Below are 20,261 nucleotides of genomic sequence, written 5' to 3'. Positions count from 1 at the left end.
CACCTTGGCTTTCATAGCAGTCGATCTCCACAGCCTTTGAACGATTCAGTCAGATGGTCTATCCACGCCCGCACCGCCGGCAACACGCCGCGTCGATGGGGATAGACGGCCTGCAACCAGCCACCGGGCAGCGACCACTGGGGCAGCAGTTGCACCAGCGTGCCGTCGGCCAGTTCCTGTTCGCAATACAGCATCGGCAAAATGGTGAAACCCAGCCCGGCCAGGGTGCAGGCCTTGCGCACGACAAAGTCATCGATGCCCAGGCGCGCCTCCAGGCTCAAGTCGCAACTGTGCCCCTGCGCGTCGAGCATGCGCAAATGCACCAGGCGATCGGCTTCCAGGGCCGCGAGTACCGGCACATTTTTCAGGTCGTCGGGGTGGTCGATCTGGCGCTCGCGCAGGAACGCCGGGGTCGCGACGAGCACTGTTTGCGCCTGGCGCAGGCGGCGGGTCACCAGGAAGGGGTCCTCGTCGCCCAAATCGCGGACCCGCAAGGCCACGTCGATGCCTTCGGTGACCAGGTCGACCCGGCGGTTGAGCAGTTGCATCTCCAGTTGTACCAAGGGGAAGCGTTCGAGAAACGTGCTGATCACGCTCGGCAGGAACTCATGGGCCAGGCCCACCGGGCATGACACCCGCAAGCGTCCCCGCGGTTCGCTGGTCATGCTGGCCACCGCTTCGTCGGCCATCTCCGCCTCCAGCAGCATGGCCTGGCAGTGGCGCAAATAACGTTCACCCACTGCGGTCAGCTTCAGTTGCCGGGTCGTCCGTTGCAGCAGGCGCGCACCCAGGCGTTCTTCCAGCTCGGCGATGCGTCGTGACAACCGCGACTTGGGAATCCCCAGCAACCGCCCGGCCGCAGCGAAACCGCCGGCTTCGACCACCTTGGCGAAATAGTAGAGGTCATTGAGATCTTGCATGGCGCACTCGATTGTCCTATCAGTGGGACGAACTATCACATTGTTGCCGACTAATCGTCCATTGGATTCACCTGTAGGATTGTCTCAACTTGATCGCCCGGTGGCGATCCTCACTTGGAGATCCCACATGAAACTTCTGCATATCGATTCGAGCATCCTCGGTGACAACTCCGCTTCCCGTCAGTTGAGCCAGGGTGTGGTCCAGGCCTGGTTAGCCGCCGACCCGGCCACCCAGGTGACCTACCGCGACCTGGCCAGCGATGCCATTAGCCACTTTTCTGCCGCGACCCTGGTTGCGGCCGGCACCACCGCCGAACTGCGCAACGCCGCGCAGCAGCACGAAGCCGAACTGAGTGCTTCGACCCTGGCCGAATTCCTCGCCGCTGATGCGGTGGTGATTGCCGCGCCGATGTACAACTTCACCATCCCCACCCAACTCAAGGCCTGGTTCGACCGCATCGCCGTCGCCGGCCAGACGTTCCGCTACACCGAGGCCGGCCCTGAAGGCCTGTGCGGCAACAAGAAAGTGGTGCTGGTGTCGACCTCCGGCGGCCTGCATGCCGGTCAACCGACCGGTGTTGGCCATGAAGAGTATTTGAAAGTCATGCTCGGTTTCATGGGCATCACCGACATCGAGTTTGTCCGTGCCCATGGCCTGGCCTACGGTGATGAGGTTCGCAACAAAGCCATGAGCGATGCTCAGGTGCACATCAGCGAGCAACTGTTCGCCGCTGCGTAAAGCTTGCGTCAACCACTGGACTGCGCGCTTTGATCGAGAGTAAAACGATCAAGGCGCGCAGTTTTTGGTGTGCAGGTAGCTGTACAGCGTGCTCTTGGATGACACCAACATACTGTTCAGTACGCTGATCTCACCGCATGGGGCCCCCGATGCAATCTATCGAGCCTGGCGTTCGGCTCGGTTTGAGGTAGTGACCTCACGTGCACCGCTCGATGAGATTCGTCGGGCCAGTCGTTACTCCAAGCTTCATGCCATCCTGCAGCCTGCCAAAGTGGGAGCAATGATCAATAACCTGCAACGGGCGACGGTGCTGGCGCGCTTGACCATCGAGATTGAAGCCGATGATCCGGAAATCTAGTGACAAGCCTGTGTGCCGTGCTCCTAGGGTGAGCCTGCAACACCGGCCTGAAGCCACTGATTCGCAATGATCACCAAGCGCTGCGCCGTGACCGGCTGTCCTCGGTGAGCCAGAACTATCTCCGTGACTAGAACCTGATTTCAGACCAGTTCTCCGGTCTGAATGCCATCACGGTGCCCGGCTACCTGGTGCAGGACGAGGATCTGGCTCGGCTGTCGCCGCTGCTTAATCCAGACGATGACCTGTTAGGATAACCAGGACGCGTCTTTGAAACACCCTCCTGGATGGGTATTGATTCGGTGTGAGTTTACTTTCGTGAAAACCAGCGTTTTCGTTCCCAATTAGCTGGAAGGGTAAACGCATAGACAAATATCATGGCAAGGGATAGCCAGCCCATTACGGAGTTATCTACGTGACCCATAAAAGGTAGCGTGCTGTCTTGCACAAAAAAAACGTGAATAGAGCCGAACAGTACGTTATAGATGCCAACTCCCCAAAACTTAAATGGGGAAAAATTCCGACCTGAAAACGCGAAGTATGCCCAGTAGGATGGCCAGTACAGAAGCGCCGCTATCAGCACGAAGACGGGGTAAAAAATAAAGTTACTCATTAGACGGGTGGCACGCGCTATACATGGTTTTTACAGTCGTACTGTCCATCAATCTATCGAAGATAAAGCCTCCTCGCGCAGCTTGTTGATACCCTCTAACATAGTCCGTATTCACGTACCTAAACAAACGCCAAGCATCGGGTTTCAATACCATTCTGCCTATGCCGTAGGCTGACGAACTCAAGTCAACCATTCCATAGGCCACATCGGCTTCACAATTACCTTTCCCCAGCATTCCAGAAACGGCGCGATAACCCGTTCTCAGTGGGCCTACGGTATCGGAACGATTCTCGAAAAGGTTGCGCCCGCTCTCATAGGTGTTATTAGCACCGTTGAGCATCATGGGCGCACCCGCGAAAAGGCAAAGTGTGCCCACGGAGGCGTAGCAAATCCCAGCACCCGCAGCAAACTGAAGCGCTCCGGAGATAACGCTTGCTCCTCGTAAGGCAACGTCTCTTGCCTGACTGAGTAGACTGTTTTGCTCATCCTTTAGCTCTTTTAATCCCTGCTCAGCGCTTTTATTGCCCTGAGAAACGTCATTAACAATGCCTCTGGCATAATAAGAAACCTCTCTGTTGAATTGCAGGCGCAGCGTTCCATCTTTAATATGTCTAGCGCCTAATGTGCTCGCTTGACTACCCAGCTTTGCGGCGGCTTGGCTAACCATCCAATAATCACAACTGCCAGGCATGCAACTTTCGTTTGTTGGTTTCATTCGTTATTTCCCCATGTGCTATATCCGCTGGTGCCGGCAGCGTGGTGAGTCCACGTGATATCTCGGTAACGAATAGCAACATGCTCTTGAGTTTCGGCATCGCTCTGCAAAATGGAATGAGGCATTTCAAGTGTCAGATCAGCAATGATCCCGCCATTGATCGAGACTGAATAGAATTTTTCTTGCATGCCAAAAGGCGACACTCGATAAAAACTAATTGTACAGTTTATTTCTTCTCTAGTTGAGAGTGCTTGAGCGAGTAGCGGCGAGGCTTTATCAACGTTTTTAGTGATAATGATTGGACTGTGTGTTGGCTTATTAATATTTCCGATGTTAACCATGTTGTGGGTGTAAGACAGCACCATAATTTCGTCGGTATGCCCGGACTGACACTTGTTGCCAATAGAATCTTGGGTTGAACAACCCGCCGAAATCAGTCCTTGAGCCTTGCCGGTGATGGTCATATAACCGTGATTAGCCATACGTGACACTCCTTTTAGTCAGCCAAACATCCTATTGCAATGTTTTCAGGTGCGCGGTAGGGCATTTCTGAAAAGCCATACGAAATATTTCATACCTGAAACCGACGGCTGCTCCGTGAAAAATCAGTCCTGGTAAGTCTGTGGGTAGGTCGCGAAACCAGGTATCCGAGTTGGTGTTATTGACCGCCCATGGCCTGGCCTACGGTGATGAGGTTCGCAACAAAGCCATGAGCGATGCCCAGGCGCACATCAGCGAGCAACTGTTCGCCGCTGCGTAAAGCTTGCGTCAACCACTGGACTGCGCGCTTTGATCGAGAGTAAAACGATCAAGGCGCGCAGTTTTTTTGTGTCCGCTTGAAAAAAGCCGCTCGCGCAGAGTGAGAGTGGCTTGAGTTATGCAGTGGGGTTCTGCAATAGGATTCTGCAATTTAGGTTTGCCAGCTTCGCGCTGAGCTCGATATTTCTACCAATCGGTTAACAAGGTAGGGCATGCCATGTCGCGTCTGTGGGCACTGTTACTGATCTGCCTGCTGGGCAGCCTGAATTCAGTGCACGCCGCACCTCGATTGACGCCACATTGGAGCGTCGGTTACCACTCCCTGAGCTTTCTCGACCCGCTGGACCTGCAACCAATGTCCGCCATCGCGTTTTATCCGTCGACTGGCATCGAGCACCCCAGCATGCTGGAGGGCTATCAGATCCAGGCAACGCAAGATGCCCGGGTCGCCATCGGCCGTTTCCCGCTGCTGATGTTGTCCCACGGCAACACCGGTACGCCCCTGGCCCTGCACGACCTCGCCACGGCGCTGGCCCGCAAGGGTTTTGTGGTGGTGGCGGTGATTCACCCCGGCGACAACTCCAAGGACCACAGCCGCCTCGGCACCTTGAGCAACCTGTACGGGCGGCCGATCCAGATTTCCGAGGCCATCACCGCGACCCTGGCTGATCCGCTGCTGGCGCCATTCGTCAATCCCGAGCAGGTCGGGGTCATCGGTTATTCAGCCGGTGGTGAAACTGCATTGATTCTGTCCGGCGCCACTCCCGACCTCGACCGCTTGCGCCGCTACTGCCTGGAGCGCCCGGAGGATCGCGACGCCTGCAACACTCAGGGCGAACTGATCGTCGACCGTGACGACCTGCAACCGGTCGCCGATCCACGGGTCCACGCCTTGATGCTGATGGCGCCCCTGAGCTTGAAATTTGGCCGGCAAACCCTGGCGGGGGTGCATGTGCCGGTGCTGCTCTACAGTGGCGATGGCGACAAGCTGGTGGCAGTGGACAAGAACGCGGCGGCCCTGGCGCGCAAGCTACCGACCGCGCCGGACTTCAAGCTGCTGGCCGGGGCCGGGCACTTTGTGTTCATGGCGCCGTGCAGCGCTGAACAACGGCTGGCCATGGCGGCCCTGTGCACCGATGCCGATGGTGTCGACCGCGAGGACATTCACCGCAACCTGATCACCGAAGCTGCCGCGTTTTTCTCACGCACCTTGGGCAAACCCAGCCGTGCCGGGCTGCAGACTGTCAGCGAGGAACATGGGTCCTGACGCAGTGACTAGCCCCGCAGGCTCCTGCGCTTGAGCAGCAAGGTCAGGCCCAAGCCGCTGATCGACAACAGCGCTGCGCCAAAGAAAATCCACGAATACCCCAGGTTCAACGCCACGGCTCCCATCAAGGGACCAGCAATCGCCAGTGCCAGATCGAAGAACACCGCATAAGCGCTCAAGCCGGCGCCGCGACTGCTGCTCGGGACTTGCTTGATGGCTTCCACGCCGAGGGCTGGATACACCAGGGACAGGCCAAAGCCTGCGAGCCCGGCACCAATCAGGGCCACGGTCGTCGAGGGGGCCAGCCACAACAGTGCCAGCCCCAGGGTCTCGATGCTCATGCAGGCGATGGCCGAGCTGTACCCGCCGAAGCGGTTGATGCAGGAGATGAACAGCAGCCGCGCGAGAATGAAGCACAGGCCAAATACCGTCAGGCAGTAGGCCGCGCCGGTCCAGCCACGGCTGACATAAAACAGGGCGATGAAGGTGGTCAGGGTGCCATAGCCGATCGAGGCCAGGCTCAGGCTGGCGCCAAAGGGCGCGATACGCCCGAACACCGACCAGAAGGGCAGGCGCTCGCCACGGATCACCGGCACCGAGGGTTTGTTGCGAATCAGCAGCAAGGCGGCCGCTGCCAGCACGGCCAGGGCAATCCCCAGGCTGGCGAAGCCCCAGGCGTCGATCATCACCACCCCCAGTGGCGCGCCAATGGCGATGGCGCCATAGGAGGCAATTCCGTTCCAGGAAATCGAGCGCGCCGTGTGTTCGGCGCCGACCTGGCCCATGCACCAACTGATGGTGCCGACGCCGATCAGGCCCTGGGCAACACCCAATAACAACCGGCCGCAGATCAGGATGCCCAGGCTCAGCAGCGGCAGACTCTGCAGCAGGGTCGAGGCCAGGGTCAGCACGCCGCTGAGCAGGATCCCCAGCAGTCCATAGACAATTGCACGCTTGGTGCCGACGCTGTCACACATGCGCCCGGCCATGGGCCGGCTGAGCAGGGTGGCCAGGTACTGCGAGCCAATGGTCAACCCGGCCACCACCGCACTGAACCCCAGGTGTTCGTGGACATAACCCGGCAGCACCGCAATCGGCAGGCCGATACAGATAAAGGCAATAAAGGTGTAGAACACGATGGAGACGATCTGCAGGGTGATCGCCATGGAACTGACGGGGGGTGTTTGCTGCGCAGACATGGGAGCTCGTTCGCGGGCGGGCGGTACCCGGCATCATGGCGTGCGGTTGGGATAAAAGGAAGCAGGCTAACGATATATGTAGTAACCATGGGCCGGTGTCCTGGCAGTCGGCCTGAGTGATAAAAGCGGGCGAGGCGGCCTAATGCTGATCAGTTAAGCCCTTTTGTAGGAGCGAGCTTGCTCGCGAAGAACTCAACGGCGCCGCGTTTATACTGAATACACGCGTTATCGTTGACGTTTTTCGCGAGCAAGCCGCAAGCGGGCGCCCGCTCCTACAATTGACAGCATCGCTTAACTGATCGGCATTAGGCGAGGCGGCCTGGCTTTTCCTGGTGTACGAATTTCCCTTGTGGGCTAGCCTGCTAGCGATGGGGCCGGCCCCATAACGAGCGAACTCGCTCGCACTGTGTTTTGTTGCTGCTCGCAGATTTTGCATACGCTCACCAGGAAGCGTGCGGGTCGTACTTCAGTTCAATCCCAGCTTGCCGCGCAGCGTCGAGAGGTCCTCGGCCAGGGTATTGACCGGTCCGATCAGGGCCTTGCGGTCGCGGTCCTTGACCTTGTCGTAGGTCTGGAAGCCACCGTCGGCGGTCCGGTACTTGGCGAGGATGCTGTTGACGCTGGCGAAGTTTTTGTCGACCTTGGCCACGAACGCCTGGTCCTGCTGGGTCAGTTGGCCACGGAACAGGTCGACGATTTTTTTCGCGCCGTCGATGTTGCCCTGAAAGTCATACAAGTCAGTGTGGCTGTAGCGATCTTCTTCGCCGGAAACCTTGGTCGCCGCCACTTCTTCGAGCAAGGCCGCCGCGCCACCCACCACTTTTTCCGGCGGGAAGGTCAGGCCAGCCACCCGGTCCTGCAGGTCCTTGATGTCCTTGTCGAGGCCGTCCGCCAGGGTCGCGAGACCCTCGGTGGTGTGCTCGGCGAACAGTGAATATTCGATGCGGTGGAAGCCCGTGAAGTCAGGCGCCTTGACCCCTTGTTCATGGTCGTCGACCCGGGAGTCGATGGACGCGTCGAGGTCACTGAACAGTTCGGCGATCGGCTCGATCGACTCGTAGTACACCCGGGTTGGCGCATAGAGTCGTTGCGCGGTGGCCAGGTCGCCGCGCTTCACTGCGGCGGTGAACGCCTGGGTGTGGCTGGCCAGTTCATCCAGCTGTTCAGTGACGTAAATCTTGTAGTCGGAGATCGGCCCCACCAGGTCCAGCGGCGCCGTGACAGCGAAAGCCGGGATAGGGGCGTGGAGCAAACCAAGGGCTGCCAGCAAAACGAGAGGCGATTTGTTCATGGGACGGTTCCGTGGGTGGGGTTTGAGGTGCAATCAGGCCCTGGTCATGGCCGGTGCAGCGCCAAGCAGTGAGCGACCGATGAAGTCCTGGTCGTCGGTGACGCCCGGCAAGCTGAAGAAGTACCCACCGCCAATGGGCTTGAGGTACTCCTCCAACGGTTCGCCGTTGAGGCGGTTTTGCACGGTGATGAAGCCCTTGAGCAGGTCGGCCTGGTAGCAGATGAACAACAGGCCCATTTCCAGCTGGCCATTCTTGCTCACGCCATTGGAGTAATTGAACGGCCGGCGCAGGATCAGATTGCCCTGGGTCGCGGCGGTGCGCGGGTTGGCCAGGCGGATATGGGCATCCAGCCGGGTCAATTGACCGTGGGGGTCCCTGGTGTAGTTCGGCACTTGGTTCTCATGGGTACCGTCCAGGGGCGCGCCTGTGGTCTTGACCCGGCCGATGATGCTTTGCTGTTCCTGCAGTGGCGTGCGGTCCCATCGCTCCACCAGGTTGCGGATGATCCGCACCACCTGATAGCTGCCATGGGCGGCCCAGGCCGGCTCCGTGCTGCCGAGCTGGACCCAGACCACTTGGCGCATGCTGCCGGGGTCGTTGGAGTCGGGGTTGGCCGAGCCGTCGCGAAAACCCAGGTAATTACGCGCACTTTGCGCCGCGACCCCGGGCTTGGTCGGTGCCTGCGGCGGTACGCTGCCTTCCTGTTTCCAGCGCACCAGCAGCAGGTCCGGCAGGTTCTTGACGATGTCGCGCAGGGCATGAATGTTGGTGTCGGCGCTGTTGGCGCAGAACTGCAGGCTCAGGTCGCCGTGGCAAAGATCCGGCTGCAGTGCATCGTTGGAAAACTCGTGCATGCGGATCAGCCGGTGGGGCTTGACGGGCGCCAGGCCAAAACGTTCGTCGAACAGCGATTCGCCCACCGACACGGTGATGGTCAGGTTGTCCGGCGTTACCTGCGGGCCAAGAATCCCCGAGTCCAGCGGCGGCAGCTTGGCGTCCAGCTCAGCCACCGGGCCGCCGGCCATCAGGAAGGCGATCCGGCTGTTGAGGGTGCGGAACAGGCGCTCGAGTTCGTCGCGGTCGCTGGCCAGCACATCAAAGGCTACCAGCATGCCGGCGGCCGGGCGTGGGGTGACGATGCCGGCCTGGTGCTGACCGTGGAAACGCTGGCGGTCCTCGGTCTTGTCGCTGCTTGGGGCCTGGGTGACTTGTGCTGGGCTGGCGGCCATGGCCGGGCAGCTCAGGGCGCTTCCCGCCAGCGCTACGCCAGCGGCCCCCATGCCCAGTAACACACGGCGACGCTGGGCACTGAATGGATCTGAATGGTTCATCTGTCGTTGGTCTTCTGCTTACAGGCCGGAAAGGCCAAGGGCGGGATCGATGCCATCGAGCGCGTCAGCCAGGGCCTTGGCCCGATCGGCGATGCGCTGGCGCTGGTCGGCGTTGAGGCGCTCATAGCCACGGTCGCCAGCCTGGGCGTTCAGGTCATTGAGCTCGGTTTCGAAGTCGCTGGCTGCACGATCAATCTGCGCCAACAGCGGGCTGGCACTCTTGACCAGCAAGGGGCGCAGCAAGTCGAGCACTTTGCGGCTGACCGCCAGGTTGGCGATGAATCCGTTGAGGTCGCTGTGGCTGTAGCGCTCCTCTTCACCGCTGCTGGCGCGCACCTGGGCGATGCTGCGCAGGTTGCGCGTGACACTGCTCACCAGTTGTCCGGGCGGCAGCGATTGCGCCAGCAGTTGTTGCTTGAGTTGGCCGACATCAGCCAACAGGCGTGCAGCGATTGGTCCCAGGCCCGCGGTGCTGCGCTGCTCGAACAAGCTGTATTCAATCCGGTGGAAGCCGACAAACTGCGGGTCCTGCTCACGCTGCTCGAAGTAGTCGGCGCGGGCATTGATCGCGTTATCCAGTTCGGCCAGGCGTTGCGCCGCCGGGGCCAGGCGTTGATAAGCAATGCGGGCAGGCATGTACAGGGCTTGGGCCTGCTCCAGGTCTCTCGCATCGATGGCTTGCTGCAAAGCGCTTGCCGCCTTGATCAACTCGGTGCCCTGGGTGCTGAGGTAAACCCGGAATTCCGACAACGGGCCGACAAACGCCAGCATCGAAGGCCGGGCCTTGGCGGCGGCTTCGGACGCGGCGGTCGGGGTCACGTGCAAGGTGCCGCGGGGATTGCTGAGCAATCCGCAGGTGATGCTGTAGTCGCCTGACAACAGGTCGGCGTTGATCACCTGGCTCAGGCCCGGGGCGATGTTTTCCCGTTCCTCGAGCACCAGCACGCCATCGAGGATTTCCCATTCCACGGCACGCTCGGAGCGGTTGACGATGCGAAAGCTGGTGGGGCCTGCCGGCACGGTCAGGGCGTTGGGTTCGCAACTGTGGGGGTGGATGGTCACGGTGATTTCACCCTGGTGCGCCTGACGCTTGGCGGCGGCCATGTGCGCGGCGTAGTAGAACAATCCACCGGCGGCGATCATCACCAGCACCGAACCGGCCAGCGCCCAGTGCAAGGTACGGGGTGGCAAGGATGAAAGGGGGACCTGGCTTGACATGTATGCCCTTACTGACTGGAAGCGGAAGCGGAAGCGGAAGCGGAAGAGGAGGGGCTGGCTGGCGGTTTCGCGGGTGCGCTGACCGGCAGGCACAACAGCACCAGGGCCACCAGCAGATAAATCCCGTAGGCACCGAGGGTGCTGACGGTGGGCGCGTCCTGGTAGCCGAGCATGCCGGCCAGCACCGAGCCCAGTGGGCCGTCCATTGGCAGGCTGGCGCTGAGGTCAAAAACCACCTGTTGCAGGTGATTCCACACCCCGGCTTCATGCAGGGCCTGCACCGAGTTGGCGAGAATCCCGGCGGCCACCCACACAATGAACAGCCCGGTCCAGCGCAAGAACGCCGCGAGGTTCAGGCGCATGCTGCCGCTATAGATCAGCCAGCCAACGATAATCGCCAGGCCCAGGCCGAGCAGGGCGCCCATCGGCGCTGCCGGGCCGCTACTCTGCTGGAACACGGCTAACAGGAAGAACACGGTTTCCAGGCCTTCGCGGGCCACAGCGAAAAACACCATGGCGATCAAGGCGCCGACCTGATGCCGGGAGCTGCTCATGGCCTGCTCCAGGGACAACTGCAGCGAGTGCTTGATGGAGCGGGCGACCTTGCGCATCCAGAACACCATGGAACTGAGGATGGCCACGGCCACGAGGCCGATCACTGCCTCGAACAACTCCTGTTGTTTCTGCGGGAACTGCGCGCTCATCAATTCCAGGCCAGCGCCCACCAGCAGGGCCAGTGCGGCGGCGAGAAACACGCCGATCCACACCGCCGGCAGCCAGTGCCCGCGCCCGGTTTGCTTGAGGTAACTGGCAATGATGCCGACGATTAACGCCGCTTCAATGCCTTCGCGCAGCATGATCAGAAAAGGAACCAGCATTCAGCACCGTCGAGATAGATAGCAAGCTAAGTTGTAACATAATGATACTCATTGTCAGTCGAGGCTGATTGACATTTACCTGAACGAAGGCTGAACCAATTCCAAGGAAGGGTCGTTGCGCTGATCAGGGGCATTTTCGCGATTGAGTCAGCGCCTTGCCGTTGATCGAGGGCCAACTGGCCAGCCGGTACGTTAAGATGGCCCTCAAATAAAAACCGGGTCGCCACGCTTTATGTCGGAAAAAGACAGCATCTCCATTCACCTGGTGCGCGAAGCGCTGTTACAAAGCTGCGAGCCGGGTGCCGCCAGTCATGAAGTGCTGCTTAAGGTCGGTATCGAGCCGCGGTTACTGGAGGTGGCGGACGCCCGGGTGCCGGCTACCGCCTACGCCCGGCTGTGGCGGCTGCTGGCGCGGCGGCGCGACGATGAGTTCTTCGGCATGGACCCGCGCCAGCTGAAATCAGGCAGCCTGGCCTTTCTCTGCCAGTGCGCCATGGCCCAGCCGACGTTGGCGGCAGGTCTGAACAGCGGCTTGGGCTTTCTGTCGCTGATGCTCGAGCGCCTGCCAGCGCAACTGGTGCACCAGCAGAGCCTGGCGGAGATCGTCCTGCTGGAAGACGACCCGCAACCGCGTCGCGCCTTCACCTACTTCACTTATTGGATGATCGTCCACGGCGTGGCCTGCTGGCTGGCGGGGCGACGGATTCCGATCCTGGCCATTGAACTGCGTTGCGCCGAGCCGCCGTTCTGCGACGACTACAAGGTGATGTTTTCCGAGAACCTGCGATTCGACCGGCCACGGACCCGGATGATCTTCGCGGCCGACTGCCTCGACCTGCCGCTCAAGCGCAGTGTGCAAGAGCTGCAGCGCTTCCTGGCCCATGCCCCGGCCAACATCCTGGTCAAATACCGTGACCCGCAAAGCCTGGCCAGCCGCATCAAACACGACTTGCGGCATCTGCCGGCGCACACCTGGCCGGAGACCGAAAGCCTGGCGCAACAGCTGTGCATGTCGGCCTCGACCCTGCGCCGGCGCCTGGCGGAAGAGGGGCAGACCTACCAGGGTTTGAAGGACAGCGTGCGCAAGGAGCTGGCGATTGTCTGGCTGGCCGAACCGGCCATCAGCTTCAGCGACATCGCCGCCCGCCTGGGGTTTGCCGATACCAGCTCGTTCTACAAGGCGTTTCGCAAGTGGTCGGGGTCCAACCCGGGGCATTACCGCAGCCTGATTCTCAGCGACGCCGATTGAGTCGGTTTTAGCGCGCGAGCTGATATGGCTATCGCGGCATAGGTATCTACACAACTGTGGTGCGACGTTGTACCAGGGTGTTGGCTTAGACCGAGTACATATCCATTTTTGCGGTAACGGCCTCCTATGGTTCCGCCTGACGGCGGCTCACTTTTGAACAGCGCAAAAGTAAGCAAAACGCTCATACCCCACCACTCGGTGCCTCGCTTAGGCTCGGCATGCCCGTACTCCGACATTGATTTGGGGGGCCGCCGCAATGGGCCCTCCCTGGCCCAGTGCGGCTAAACCGGCGTCCTGCCGGTTTACCCCCCAAATCAATATCGAAGTACGGCCAGCGTGGTTAACGGGGCGCCCAGGATCAAAAACAAAGCGAGGCGGCCTTCGAGCCGACCTAATCGTTGGGGCATGCGCGGTGTAGCTTCTACTTCCTAATACGCTGACGAAGTCAGCCATCTTTTGATCTGGCTCTGGCTTTTGATCCTGGGCGCCCCGTTAACCACGCTGGCCGAACGCAGGCTTGAAGCCGTGGGTAACCCGGCAGGACGCCGGGTTAGCCGCCCCGCGCCATGGATGGCGCGTGGCGGCGGCCCACGGATTCAAGCCGGAGTGAGGGCACACCGAGCCCAAGCGAGGTGCCAAGTGGTGGGGCAAGAGCCTTTTGCTTACTTTTGGGCTCCTCCAAAAGTGAGCCGCTGTAAAAGCGGAACCATAGGAGGCCGTTACCGAAGAAATGGATATGCACTCGGCCTAATCCAACATTAGGGTCGGCTCACAGGTACGCCCCCTTGGCCAAAGCAGTCAAGCAACTTGATGGCTTTGACCATTGTCCCGCGCCGCCCGTGGAGCGAGTATTTCGAGGATTTTGTAGGTTCCCCCAACCGAATAAAAACACCAAGGGATTCTGGCAATGCGCGATTACCTGTCTGCGACTTCACAGTTCAACTATCAGCACACGGTCGATGCGGCACTTCATGGTTCGCTGACGGCCCTCAACGCCTGTGTCGAGTGCTGCGACCGGCATGCCTTGCCGGGGCGCATTGCCTTGTTCTGGGAGGGGCGCGACGGCGCCAGCGCGACCTACACCTTCAGCGACCTGCAGGACAAGGCCGCGCGTTTCGCCAACTTCCTCAAGTCCCAGGGCGTGAAGCAGGGCGACAAAGTCGCTGGCCTGTTGCCGCGCAACGTCGAACTCTTGATCGTAGTGCTCGCCACCTGGCGCATTGGCGCGGTCTATCAGCCATTGTTCACCGCCTTCGGCCCCAAGGCCCTGGAACATCGCCTGGGCACTTCCGGCGCGGCCGTGGTGGTGACCGATGCGGCGAACCGGCCCAAACTCAGCGAAGTGCCCGACTGCCCGACCATCGTCACGGTCACCGGTGCCAAGGGCCAGGGCCTGGTCCGCGGCGACTTCAGTTTCTGGGCGGAACTGGCCAATCATTCCAACCAGTGCGAACCGGTGTTGCTCAGCGGTGAAGATCCGTTCCTGCTGATGTTCACCTCGGGCACCACTGGCCCGTCGAAAGCCTTGTACGTGCCGCTCAAGGCCCTTGTCGCCTTCCAGAGCTACACCCGCGACGCCGTGGACCTGCGCCCGGAAGACGCCTTCTGGAACGTCGCCGATCCCGGTTGGGCCTATGGCATCTACTTTGGTGTGGCCGGCCCATTGGGCATGGGGCACCCGATCACGTTCTACGACGGCCCGTTTACCCTGGAAAGCACTTGCCGGGTGATCAACAAGTACGGGATCACCAACCTCACCGGCTCGCCTACCGCCTACCGCCTGCTGATTGCCGGCGGCGACGAGTTCGCCCGCAGCATCAAAGGCAAGCTGCGTATCGTCAGCAGCGCCGGCGAACCGCTGAACCCGGAAGTGATCCGCTGGTTTGCCGATAACCTCGGCGTAGTGATCCACGACCATTATGGCCAGACCGAACTGGGCATGGTCCTGTGCAATCACCACGGCCTCGAGCATCCGGTGCATGTCGGTGCTGCCGGTTTTGCATCGCCCGGCCACCGCATTGTGGTGCTGGACGACAACTACAACGAATTGTCCGTCGGCCAGCCAGGGATCCTGGCGATCGATCGCAGCCAGTCGCCGATGTGCTGGTTCCCCGGCTACGACGGTGCGCCGACCAAGGCCTTTGTCGGCGACTACTACCTGAGCGGCGACACGGTCGAGCTGAACCCGGACGGCAGCATCAGCTTCGTCGGTCGCAGTGATGACGTAATCACCACCTCGGGTTACCGGGTCGGTCCGTTCGATGTCGAAAGCGCGCTGATCGAGCACCCGGCGGTGATCGAAGCGGCGGTGGTCGGCAAACCCGACCCGGAGCGCACCGAACTGGTCAAGGCCTTCGTCGTGCTCGCTAGCCAGTACCTGGCGTCGCCGGAACTGGCCGAAGAGTTGCGCCAACATGTGCGCAAGCGCCTGGCCGCGCACTCCTATCCCCGTGAAATCGAATTTGTCAGCGACTTGCCGAAAACCCCAAGCGGCAAATTGCAGCGCTTTATCTTGCGCAACCAGGAAATCGCCAAGGCTCAAGAGGCCGCGGTCAACAAGGCTTGAATTCAAGGAAACAACGATGCAGATCGAAAACAAGGTTTTTATCGTCACCGGCGGTGCGTCGGGGCTGGGTGCGGCCACCGCTGAACTGCTGGTCGCCGCTGGCGCCAAGGTGATGCTGGTGGACATGAACGCCGCGGCGGTCGCGGCGCAGGCCGAGCGCCTCGGGGCCCACAGCGTGGTCGCCGACATCAGCAACGAAGACGCCGCACAGGCTGCGGTACAGGCCACGGTTGCGGCGTTTGGCGGGCTCAACGGCCTGGTCAATTGTGCCGGGATCGTGCGGGGCGAAAAGATCCTTGGCAAAAACGGTCCGCACGCCCTGAGCAGTTTCAGCCAGGTGATCAACGTCAACCTGATCGGCAGCTTCAACATGCTGCGCCTGGCAGCCGAGGCGATTGCCCAGGCCACCCCGGACGCGGACGGCGAGCGGGGAGTGATCATCAACACCGCTTCGGCGGCCGCCTTCGACGGCCAGATCGGCCAGGCCGCCTATGCCGCATCCAAAGGCGCGATTGCCAGCCTGACCTTGCCGGCCGCCCGTGAGCTGGCACGCTTCGGCATCCGTGTGATGACCATTGCCCCGGGCATCTTCGAAACCCCGATGATGGCCGGCATGACCCAGGAAGTTCGCGACTCGCTGGCCGCCGGCGTGCCATTCCCGCCACGCCTGGGCAAACCTTGCGAGTACGCGGCGCTGGTCAGGCATATCATAGAAAACAGCATGCTCAACGGTGAGGTGATCCGTCTCGACGGTGCCTTGCGCATGGCCGCTAAATAAGGAGTCATGAACATGACCACTCACAACGATCCGATTGTCATTGTCAGCGCCGTCCGCACCCCCATGGGCGGTTTCCAGGGTGACCTCAAGAACCTGACGGCGCCACAACTGGGCGCCGCTGCCATTCGTGCGGCGGTCGAGCGCGCGGGCCTGGCCAGCGATGCCGTGGAAGAAGTGTTGTTTGGCTGTGTACTGCCTGCCGGTCTCGGCCAGGCACCGGCACGCCAGGCAGCATTGGGCGCCGGCCTGGACAAGTCGACCCGTTGCACCACCCTGAACAAAATGTGCGGTTCGGGCATGGAGGCGGCGATCCTGGCCCACGACATGTTGTTGGCCGGCAGTGCCGAGGTGGTGGTGGCCGGCGGCATGGAAAGCATGTCCAACGCTCCGTACCTGCTGGACCGCGCCCGTAGCGGCTACCGCATGGGCCACGGCAGCGTGATCGATCATATGTTCCTCGACGGCCTGGAAGACGCCTACGACAAGGGCCGCCTGATGGGCACCTTTGCCGAGGATTGCGCGCAGGAACACGGCTTCAGCCGCGAGGCCCAGGACGCCTTTGCCATCGCGTCGACCACCCGCGCCCAGCAGGCCATCTTGGACGGCAGCTTCACCGCCGAAATCGTCCCGCTGCAGGTCACAGTCGGCAAAGAGCAAAAGACCATCACCGACGACGAGCAACCGCCCAAGGCCAAGCTGGACAAGATCGCCAGCCTTAAACCGGCGTTCCGCGCCGGCGGTACAGTGACCGCTGCCAACTCCAGCTCGATTTCCGATGGCGCCGCGGCCTTGGTCCTGATGCGTCGCAGCGAGGCGCAAAAACGCGGTCTCAAGCCACTGGCGGTGATTCATGGCCACGCCGCGTTTGCCGATACTCCGGGATTGTTCCCAGTAGCTCCGGTGGGCGCGATCAAGAAGCTGATGAAAAAAACCGGCTGGTCGCTGAATGAAGTCGATCTGTTCGAAATCAACGAAGCCTTTGCGGTGGTCAGCCTGGTCACCATGACCAAGCTGGAAATTCCCCACAGCAAGGTCAACGTGCACGGCGGCGCCTGCGCCCTGGGTCATCCAATCGGTGCTTCGGGCGCGCGGATCCTGGTCACGCTGCTCTCGGCCCTGCGCCGCAAAGGCCTGAAACGCGGGGTGGCGGCCATCTGCATCGGCGGCGGCGAAGCCACGGCCATGGCCGTTGAATGCCTGGATTAAGGATTCCCTATGCTGCCCAATGACGAACAACTACAGATCAGCGACGCGGCCCGGCAGTTTGCCCAGGAACGCTTGAAACCGTTCGCCGCCGAGTGGGATCGCGAACACCGTTTCCCCAAGGAAGCCATTGCGCAAATGGCTGAGCTGGGTTTCTTCGGCATGCTGGTTCCCGAACAGTGGGGCGGCTGCGACACCGGTTACCTGGCGTACGCCATGGCCCTGGAAGAAATCGCTGCCGGCGATGGTTCCTGCTCGACCATCATGAGCGTGCACAACTCGGTAGGCTGTGTGCCCATCCTCAAGTACGGCACCGACGAGCAGAAGGCGCGCTTCCTCACGCCACTGGCCAGCGGGGCGATGCTCGGCGCCTTTGCCTTGACCGAACCCCAGGCCGGCTCCGATGCCAGTGGCCTGAAAACCCGCGCCCGACTCAATGGCGACCACTATGTGCTCAACGGCTGCAAACAGTTCATTACCTCCGGGCAGAACGCCGGGGTGGTGATTGTGTTTGCGGTGACCGATCCGAGCGCCGGAAAGCGTGGGATCAGTGCCTTTATCGTGCCCACCGATTCGCCTGGCTACAAGGTTGCCCGGGTCGAGGACAAGCTCGGCCAGCACGCCTCCGACACCTGCCAGATCCTGTTCGAAGACGTCAAGGTGCCCGTGGCCAATCGGTTGGGGGAGGAGGGTGAAGGCTACCGTATTGCCCTGGCCAACCTCGAAGGCGGCCGGGTCGGGATCGCCTCGCAGGCGGTGGGCATGGCTCGCGCCGCGTTCGAAGCTGCCCGTGATTACGCCCGCGAGCGCGAAAGCTTCGGCAAGCCGATCATCGAGCATCAGGCCGTGGCCTTCCGCCTGGCCGACATGGCCACGCAGATCGCCGTCGCCCGGCAGATGGTGCACTACGCCGCCGCCCTGCGTGACAGCGGCAAGACCGCACTGGTGGAAGCGTCGATGGCCAAGCTGTTTGCCTCGGAAATGGCCGAGAAGGTCTGTTCGTCCGCCTTGCAAACCCTCGGCGGTTACGGTTATCTGAGCGACTTCCCGCTGGAGCGTATCTACCGCGATGTGCGGGTGTGCCAGATCTACGAAGGCACCAGCGATATCCAGCGCATGGTCATTTCGCGCAATCTTTGAACAAGGAAACCTTGCATGAGTTACGAAACGATTTTGTTGGAAATCCAGGGCCGCGTGGGCCTGATCACCCTCAATCGCCCCCAGGCATTGAACGCCCTCAACGCGCAGATTGTCAGTGAACTGAACCATGCGCTGGACGGCCTGGAAGCCAACCCGCAGATCGGCTGCATCGTCCTGACCGGTTCGAAGAAAGCCTTCGCCGCCGGTGCCGACATCAAGGAAATGGCCGAGCTGACCTACCCGCAGATCTACCTGGACGACCTGTTCAGCGACAGTGATCGGGTGGCCAACCGCCGCAAGCCGATCATCGCCGCCGTCAACGGTTTTGCCCTGGGTGGCGGTTGTGAGCTGGCGTTGATGTGCGACTTCATCCTGGCTGGCGACAACGCCAAATTCGGTCAGCCGGAAATCAACCTCGGCGTCCTGCCGGGCATGGGTGGCACCCAGCGCCTGACCCGCGCGGTGGGCAAGGCCAAGGCCATGGAAATGTGCCTCAGCGGTCGCCTGATCGACGCGGTGGAAGCCGAGCGTTGTGGCATCGTGGCGCGCATCGTGCCGTCGGATGAGCTGCTGGATGAAGCGTTGAAAGTCGCGACCCTGATCGCCAGCAAGTCGCTGCCGATTGCCATGATGACCAAGGAGAGCGTGAACCGCGCCTTCGAAGTCAGCCTGTCCGAAGGCGTGCGTTTTGAACGCCGGGTATTTCACGCGGCGTTCGCCACCCAGGACCAGAAAGAAGGCATGGCGGCGTTTATCGCCAAGCGTGCGCCGGAGTTTGTCGGTAAGTAATCCTGGGTTCTGACGGTCACCATCGCGGGCAAGCCCGCTCCCACAAAGCATTAAAGAGCTTGTGGGAGCGGGCTTGCCCGCGATGCGTTCAGGGTTTCACAGCAGGTAGTTCTTCAATTCCCGCGCAATCACCATCCGCTGAATCTCGCTCGAGCCTTCGTAGATCTGGGTGATCCGCGCATCACGGTAATAGCGCTCCACCGGATAATCTTCCAGATACCCATAACCACCGTGAATCTGGATGGCCGAGGAGCAGACCTTTTCGGCCATTTCCGAGGCAAACAGCTTGGCTTGCGAGGCCTCCGACAGGCAGGGTTTGCCTGCGCTGCGCAGGCGTGCGGCGTGGAGGATCAACAAGCGGGCGGCGTTCAGCCGGGTGTGCATGTCGGCCAACAGGTTGGCGATGCTCTGGTGCTCGATGATCGGCTTGTCGAACTGCACCCGGTCGCGGGCGTAGGCCAGGGCCGCTTCAAAGGCTGCGCGGGCAATGCCCAGTGCCTGGGCAGCGATGCCGATGCGCCCACCTTCGAGGTTGGACAGCGCAATCGCCAGGCCCTTGCCACGTTCACCCAGCAGGTTGGCTTCGGGGATGACGCAGTTGTTGAGCGTTACCGCGCAGGTGTCGGACGCCCGAATGCCCATCTTGTGCTCGCTGCGGTCAACGATGAAGCCCGGGTTGTCGGTGGGCACCAGGAACGCCGACAGGCCTTTCTTGCCCAACTGCGGGTCGGTCACCGCAAACACGATCGCCAGCTTGGCCCGCTTGCCGTTGCTGACAAACTGCTTGGCGCCGTTGATCACCCACTGGCCATCGCGCAGTTCGGCGCGGGTACGCAGGTTATGCGCCTCGGAACCGGCTTGGGGTTCGGTCAGGCAGAAGCAACCGATGGTCTGGCCGCTGGCCAGGTCCGCCAGCCAGGTCTGTTTTTGTGCCTCGGTGCCGTAGTTCAACACCGGCCCGCAACCCACCGAGTTGTGGATGCTCATCAAGGCGCCGGTTGCACCGTCGCCGGCGGAAATCTCTTCCACTGCCAGGGCATAGGCAACGTAGTCGACATAAGTGCCGCCCCATTCCTCAGGCACCACCATGCCCAGCAGGCCTAGCTCACCCATCTTCGCCACCAGGGCGTCGTCGATCCAGCCAGCCTTTTCCCAAGCCTGGGCATGGGGTGCGATCTCGCCGCGGGCAAAGTCCCGGGCCATGTCGCGGATCATCACTTGTTCTTCGCTCAGTTCGATATCGTGCATGA

Annotated in this window: 17 protein-coding genes and 3 pseudogenes; 11 read left to right on the top strand and 9 right to left on the bottom strand. The window is 61.2% G+C overall.

The genetic code is table 11. The features are described from left to right. Positions 1 to 11: 11 nt before the first annotated feature. Positions 12 to 920: a LysR substrate-binding domain-containing protein gene (locus PspS04_RS14725; protein WP_159996171.1), complete on the bottom strand. Its 909-nt coding sequence runs from the start codon at positions 918 to 920 to the stop codon at positions 12 to 14. A gap of 127 nt (positions 921 to 1,047) precedes the next feature. On the opposite strand from PspS04_RS14725, the gene PspS04_RS14720 reads away from it, so the two are divergent. The 3 genes and pseudogenes from PspS04_RS14720 to PspS04_RS27815 form a co-directional block, all read left to right on the top strand. After that, positions 1,048 to 1,659: an FMN-dependent NADH-azoreductase gene (locus tag PspS04_RS14720; protein WP_095170433.1), complete on the top strand. Its 612-nt coding sequence runs from the start codon at positions 1,048 to 1,050 to the stop codon at positions 1,657 to 1,659. An 88-nt stretch (positions 1,660 to 1,747) separates the two neighbouring features. Further along, positions 1,748 to 2,011 (top strand): annotated as a pseudogene (locus tag PspS04_RS14715) (PIN domain-containing protein); the annotation flags it as partial. Continuing rightward, positions 2,005 to 2,145 (top strand): annotated as a pseudogene (locus PspS04_RS27815) (Tn3 family transposase); the annotation flags it as partial. The pseudogenes PspS04_RS14715 and PspS04_RS27815, both read left to right, overlap by 7 nt. Positions 2,146 to 2,619: 474 nt before the next feature. On the opposite strand, the gene PspS04_RS14705 reads toward PspS04_RS27815, so the two are convergent. Further along, positions 2,620 to 3,342 (bottom strand): DUF4225 domain-containing protein, encoded by a 723-nt coding sequence (locus tag PspS04_RS14705; RefSeq protein ID WP_237234919.1) that lies wholly within the window; start codon positions 3,340 to 3,342, stop codon positions 2,620 to 2,622. Continuing rightward, complete coding sequence (locus tag PspS04_RS14700; protein ID WP_159996169.1) at positions 3,339 to 3,824, bottom strand: Hcp family type VI secretion system effector; 486 nt, start codon at positions 3,822 to 3,824, stop codon at positions 3,339 to 3,341. Before PspS04_RS14700 ends, PspS04_RS14705 begins: the two co-directional genes overlap by 4 nt. Positions 3,825 to 4,009: 185 nt before the next feature. Between PspS04_RS14700 and PspS04_RS27810 the strand changes: the two are divergent. Together PspS04_RS27810 and PspS04_RS14695 are read left to right on the top strand one after the other, a co-directional pair. Continuing rightward, positions 4,010 to 4,102: pseudogene (locus PspS04_RS27810) on the top strand (FMN-dependent NADH-azoreductase); the annotation flags it as partial. A gap of 216 nt (positions 4,103 to 4,318) precedes the next feature. Further along, on the top strand, positions 4,319 to 5,368 hold the full coding sequence (locus PspS04_RS14695) for an alpha/beta hydrolase family protein (RefSeq protein ID WP_095170432.1): 1,050 nt from the start codon (positions 4,319 to 4,321) through the stop codon (positions 5,366 to 5,368). A gap of 8 nt (positions 5,369 to 5,376) precedes the next feature. Here PspS04_RS14695 and PspS04_RS14690 read toward each other — a convergent pair whose 3' ends face one another. From PspS04_RS14690 to efeU, 5 genes are all read right to left on the bottom strand, one after another. Next, positions 5,377 to 6,567 (bottom strand): MFS transporter, encoded by a 1,191-nt coding sequence (locus PspS04_RS14690; RefSeq protein ID WP_159996167.1) that lies wholly within the window; start codon positions 6,565 to 6,567, stop codon positions 5,377 to 5,379. 466 nt (positions 6,568 to 7,033) lie between these two features. Then, positions 7,034 to 7,858: an iron uptake system protein EfeO gene (gene efeO, locus PspS04_RS14685; protein WP_159996165.1), complete on the bottom strand. Its 825-nt coding sequence runs from the start codon at positions 7,856 to 7,858 to the stop codon at positions 7,034 to 7,036. Between the two features lie 33 nt (positions 7,859 to 7,891). Beyond that, entirely contained in the window at positions 7,892 to 9,190 is a 1,299-nt protein-coding gene (gene efeB, locus PspS04_RS14680) for an iron uptake transporter deferrochelatase/peroxidase subunit (protein ID WP_159996163.1), read from the bottom strand. Between the two features lie 18 nt (positions 9,191 to 9,208). After that, complete coding sequence (efeO, locus tag PspS04_RS14675) at positions 9,209 to 10,408, bottom strand: iron uptake system protein EfeO (protein WP_159996161.1); 1,200 nt, start codon at positions 10,406 to 10,408, stop codon at positions 9,209 to 9,211. An 8-nt stretch (positions 10,409 to 10,416) separates the two neighbouring features. Then, positions 10,417 to 11,286 (bottom strand): iron uptake transporter permease EfeU, encoded by an 870-nt coding sequence (efeU, locus tag PspS04_RS14670; protein ID WP_159996159.1) that lies wholly within the window; start codon positions 11,284 to 11,286, stop codon positions 10,417 to 10,419. Between the two features lie 232 nt (positions 11,287 to 11,518). Here efeU and PspS04_RS14665 point away from each other — a divergent pair, with 232 nt between their 5' ends. From PspS04_RS14665 to PspS04_RS14640, 6 genes are all read left to right on the top strand, one after another. After that, the gene (locus PspS04_RS14665) at positions 11,519 to 12,535 is read left to right on the top strand and encodes an AraC family transcriptional regulator (RefSeq protein ID WP_095170426.1); all 1,017 of its coding nucleotides are present in this window, start codon (positions 11,519 to 11,521) and stop codon (positions 12,533 to 12,535) included. Positions 12,536 to 13,442: 907 nt separating this feature from the next. Continuing rightward, positions 13,443 to 15,101 carry an AMP-binding protein gene (locus tag PspS04_RS14660; RefSeq protein ID WP_159996157.1) on the top strand — a complete coding sequence of 553 codons (1,659 nt, stop codon included), beginning with the start codon at positions 13,443 to 13,445 and terminating at the stop codon, positions 15,099 to 15,101. A gap of 16 nt (positions 15,102 to 15,117) precedes the next feature. Continuing rightward, complete coding sequence (locus tag PspS04_RS14655; RefSeq protein WP_095171473.1) at positions 15,118 to 15,879, top strand: SDR family NAD(P)-dependent oxidoreductase; 762 nt, start codon at positions 15,118 to 15,120, stop codon at positions 15,877 to 15,879. Positions 15,880 to 15,891: 12 nt separating this feature from the next. Next, on the top strand, positions 15,892 to 17,085 hold the full coding sequence (locus tag PspS04_RS14650) for an acetyl-CoA C-acyltransferase (protein ID WP_159996155.1): 1,194 nt from the start codon (positions 15,892 to 15,894) through the stop codon (positions 17,083 to 17,085). A gap of 9 nt (positions 17,086 to 17,094) precedes the next feature. Continuing rightward, positions 17,095 to 18,222, top strand: a complete 1,128-nt coding sequence (locus tag PspS04_RS14645; RefSeq protein ID WP_159996153.1) for an acyl-CoA dehydrogenase — start codon at positions 17,095 to 17,097, stop codon at positions 18,220 to 18,222. A gap of 15 nt (positions 18,223 to 18,237) precedes the next feature. Continuing rightward, positions 18,238 to 19,011 carry an enoyl-CoA hydratase gene (locus PspS04_RS14640; protein WP_159996151.1) on the top strand — a complete coding sequence of 258 codons (774 nt, stop codon included), beginning with the start codon at positions 18,238 to 18,240 and terminating at the stop codon, positions 19,009 to 19,011. Positions 19,012 to 19,107: 96 nt separating this feature from the next. Here the strand turns inward: PspS04_RS14640 and PspS04_RS14635 are convergent, their stop codons facing one another. Next, the gene (locus PspS04_RS14635) at positions 19,108 to 20,259 is read right to left on the bottom strand and encodes an acyl-CoA dehydrogenase family protein (RefSeq protein ID WP_095171480.1); all 1,152 of its coding nucleotides are present in this window, start codon (positions 20,257 to 20,259) and stop codon (positions 19,108 to 19,110) included. Between the last annotated feature and the right edge of the window lie 2 nt (positions 20,260 to 20,261).

This window comes from Pseudomonas sp. S04, from assembly GCF_009834545.1.
In the GTDB taxonomy this organism is placed as follows: Bacteria; Pseudomonadota; Gammaproteobacteria; order Pseudomonadales; family Pseudomonadaceae; genus Aquipseudomonas.
This window is presented reverse-complemented; position numbering and strand designations above follow the sequence as displayed.

Excerpts from the sequence above, each read along its gene's own strand:
- PspS04_RS14725 (WP_159996171.1), bottom strand. The coding sequence starts at position 920 with ATGCAAGATCTCAATGACCTCTACTATTTCGCCAAGGTGGTCGAAGCC.
- PspS04_RS14720 (WP_095170433.1), top strand. The coding sequence starts at position 1,048 with ATGAAACTTCTGCATATCGATTCGAGCATCCTCGGTGACAACTCCGCT.
- PspS04_RS14705 (WP_237234919.1), bottom strand. The coding sequence starts at position 3,342 with ATGAAACCAACAAACGAAAGTTGCATGCCTGGCAGTTGTGATTATTGG.
- PspS04_RS14700 (WP_159996169.1), bottom strand. The coding sequence starts at position 3,824 with ATGGCTAATCACGGTTATATGACCATCACCGGCAAGGCTCAAGGACTG.
- PspS04_RS14695 (WP_095170432.1), top strand. The coding sequence starts at position 4,319 with ATGTCGCGTCTGTGGGCACTGTTACTGATCTGCCTGCTGGGCAGCCTG.
- PspS04_RS14690 (WP_159996167.1), bottom strand. The coding sequence starts at position 6,567 with ATGTCTGCGCAGCAAACACCCCCCGTCAGTTCCATGGCGATCACCCTG.
- efeO (WP_159996165.1), bottom strand. The coding sequence starts at position 7,858 with ATGAACAAATCGCCTCTCGTTTTGCTGGCAGCCCTTGGTTTGCTCCAC.
- efeB (WP_159996163.1), bottom strand. The coding sequence starts at position 9,190 with ATGAACCATTCAGATCCATTCAGTGCCCAGCGTCGCCGTGTGTTACTG.
- efeO (WP_159996161.1), bottom strand. The coding sequence starts at position 10,408 with ATGTCAAGCCAGGTCCCCCTTTCATCCTTGCCACCCCGTACCTTGCAC.
- efeU (WP_159996159.1), bottom strand. The coding sequence starts at position 11,286 with ATGCTGGTTCCTTTTCTGATCATGCTGCGCGAAGGCATTGAAGCGGCG.
- PspS04_RS14665 (WP_095170426.1), top strand. The coding sequence starts at position 11,519 with ATGTCGGAAAAAGACAGCATCTCCATTCACCTGGTGCGCGAAGCGCTG.
- PspS04_RS14660 (WP_159996157.1), top strand. The coding sequence starts at position 13,443 with ATGCGCGATTACCTGTCTGCGACTTCACAGTTCAACTATCAGCACACG.
- PspS04_RS14655 (WP_095171473.1), top strand. The coding sequence starts at position 15,118 with ATGCAGATCGAAAACAAGGTTTTTATCGTCACCGGCGGTGCGTCGGGG.
- PspS04_RS14650 (WP_159996155.1), top strand. The coding sequence starts at position 15,892 with ATGACCACTCACAACGATCCGATTGTCATTGTCAGCGCCGTCCGCACC.
- PspS04_RS14645 (WP_159996153.1), top strand. The coding sequence starts at position 17,095 with ATGCTGCCCAATGACGAACAACTACAGATCAGCGACGCGGCCCGGCAG.
- PspS04_RS14640 (WP_159996151.1), top strand. The coding sequence starts at position 18,238 with ATGAGTTACGAAACGATTTTGTTGGAAATCCAGGGCCGCGTGGGCCTG.
- PspS04_RS14635 (WP_095171480.1), bottom strand. The coding sequence starts at position 20,259 with ATGCACGATATCGAACTGAGCGAAGAACAAGTGATGATCCGCGACATG.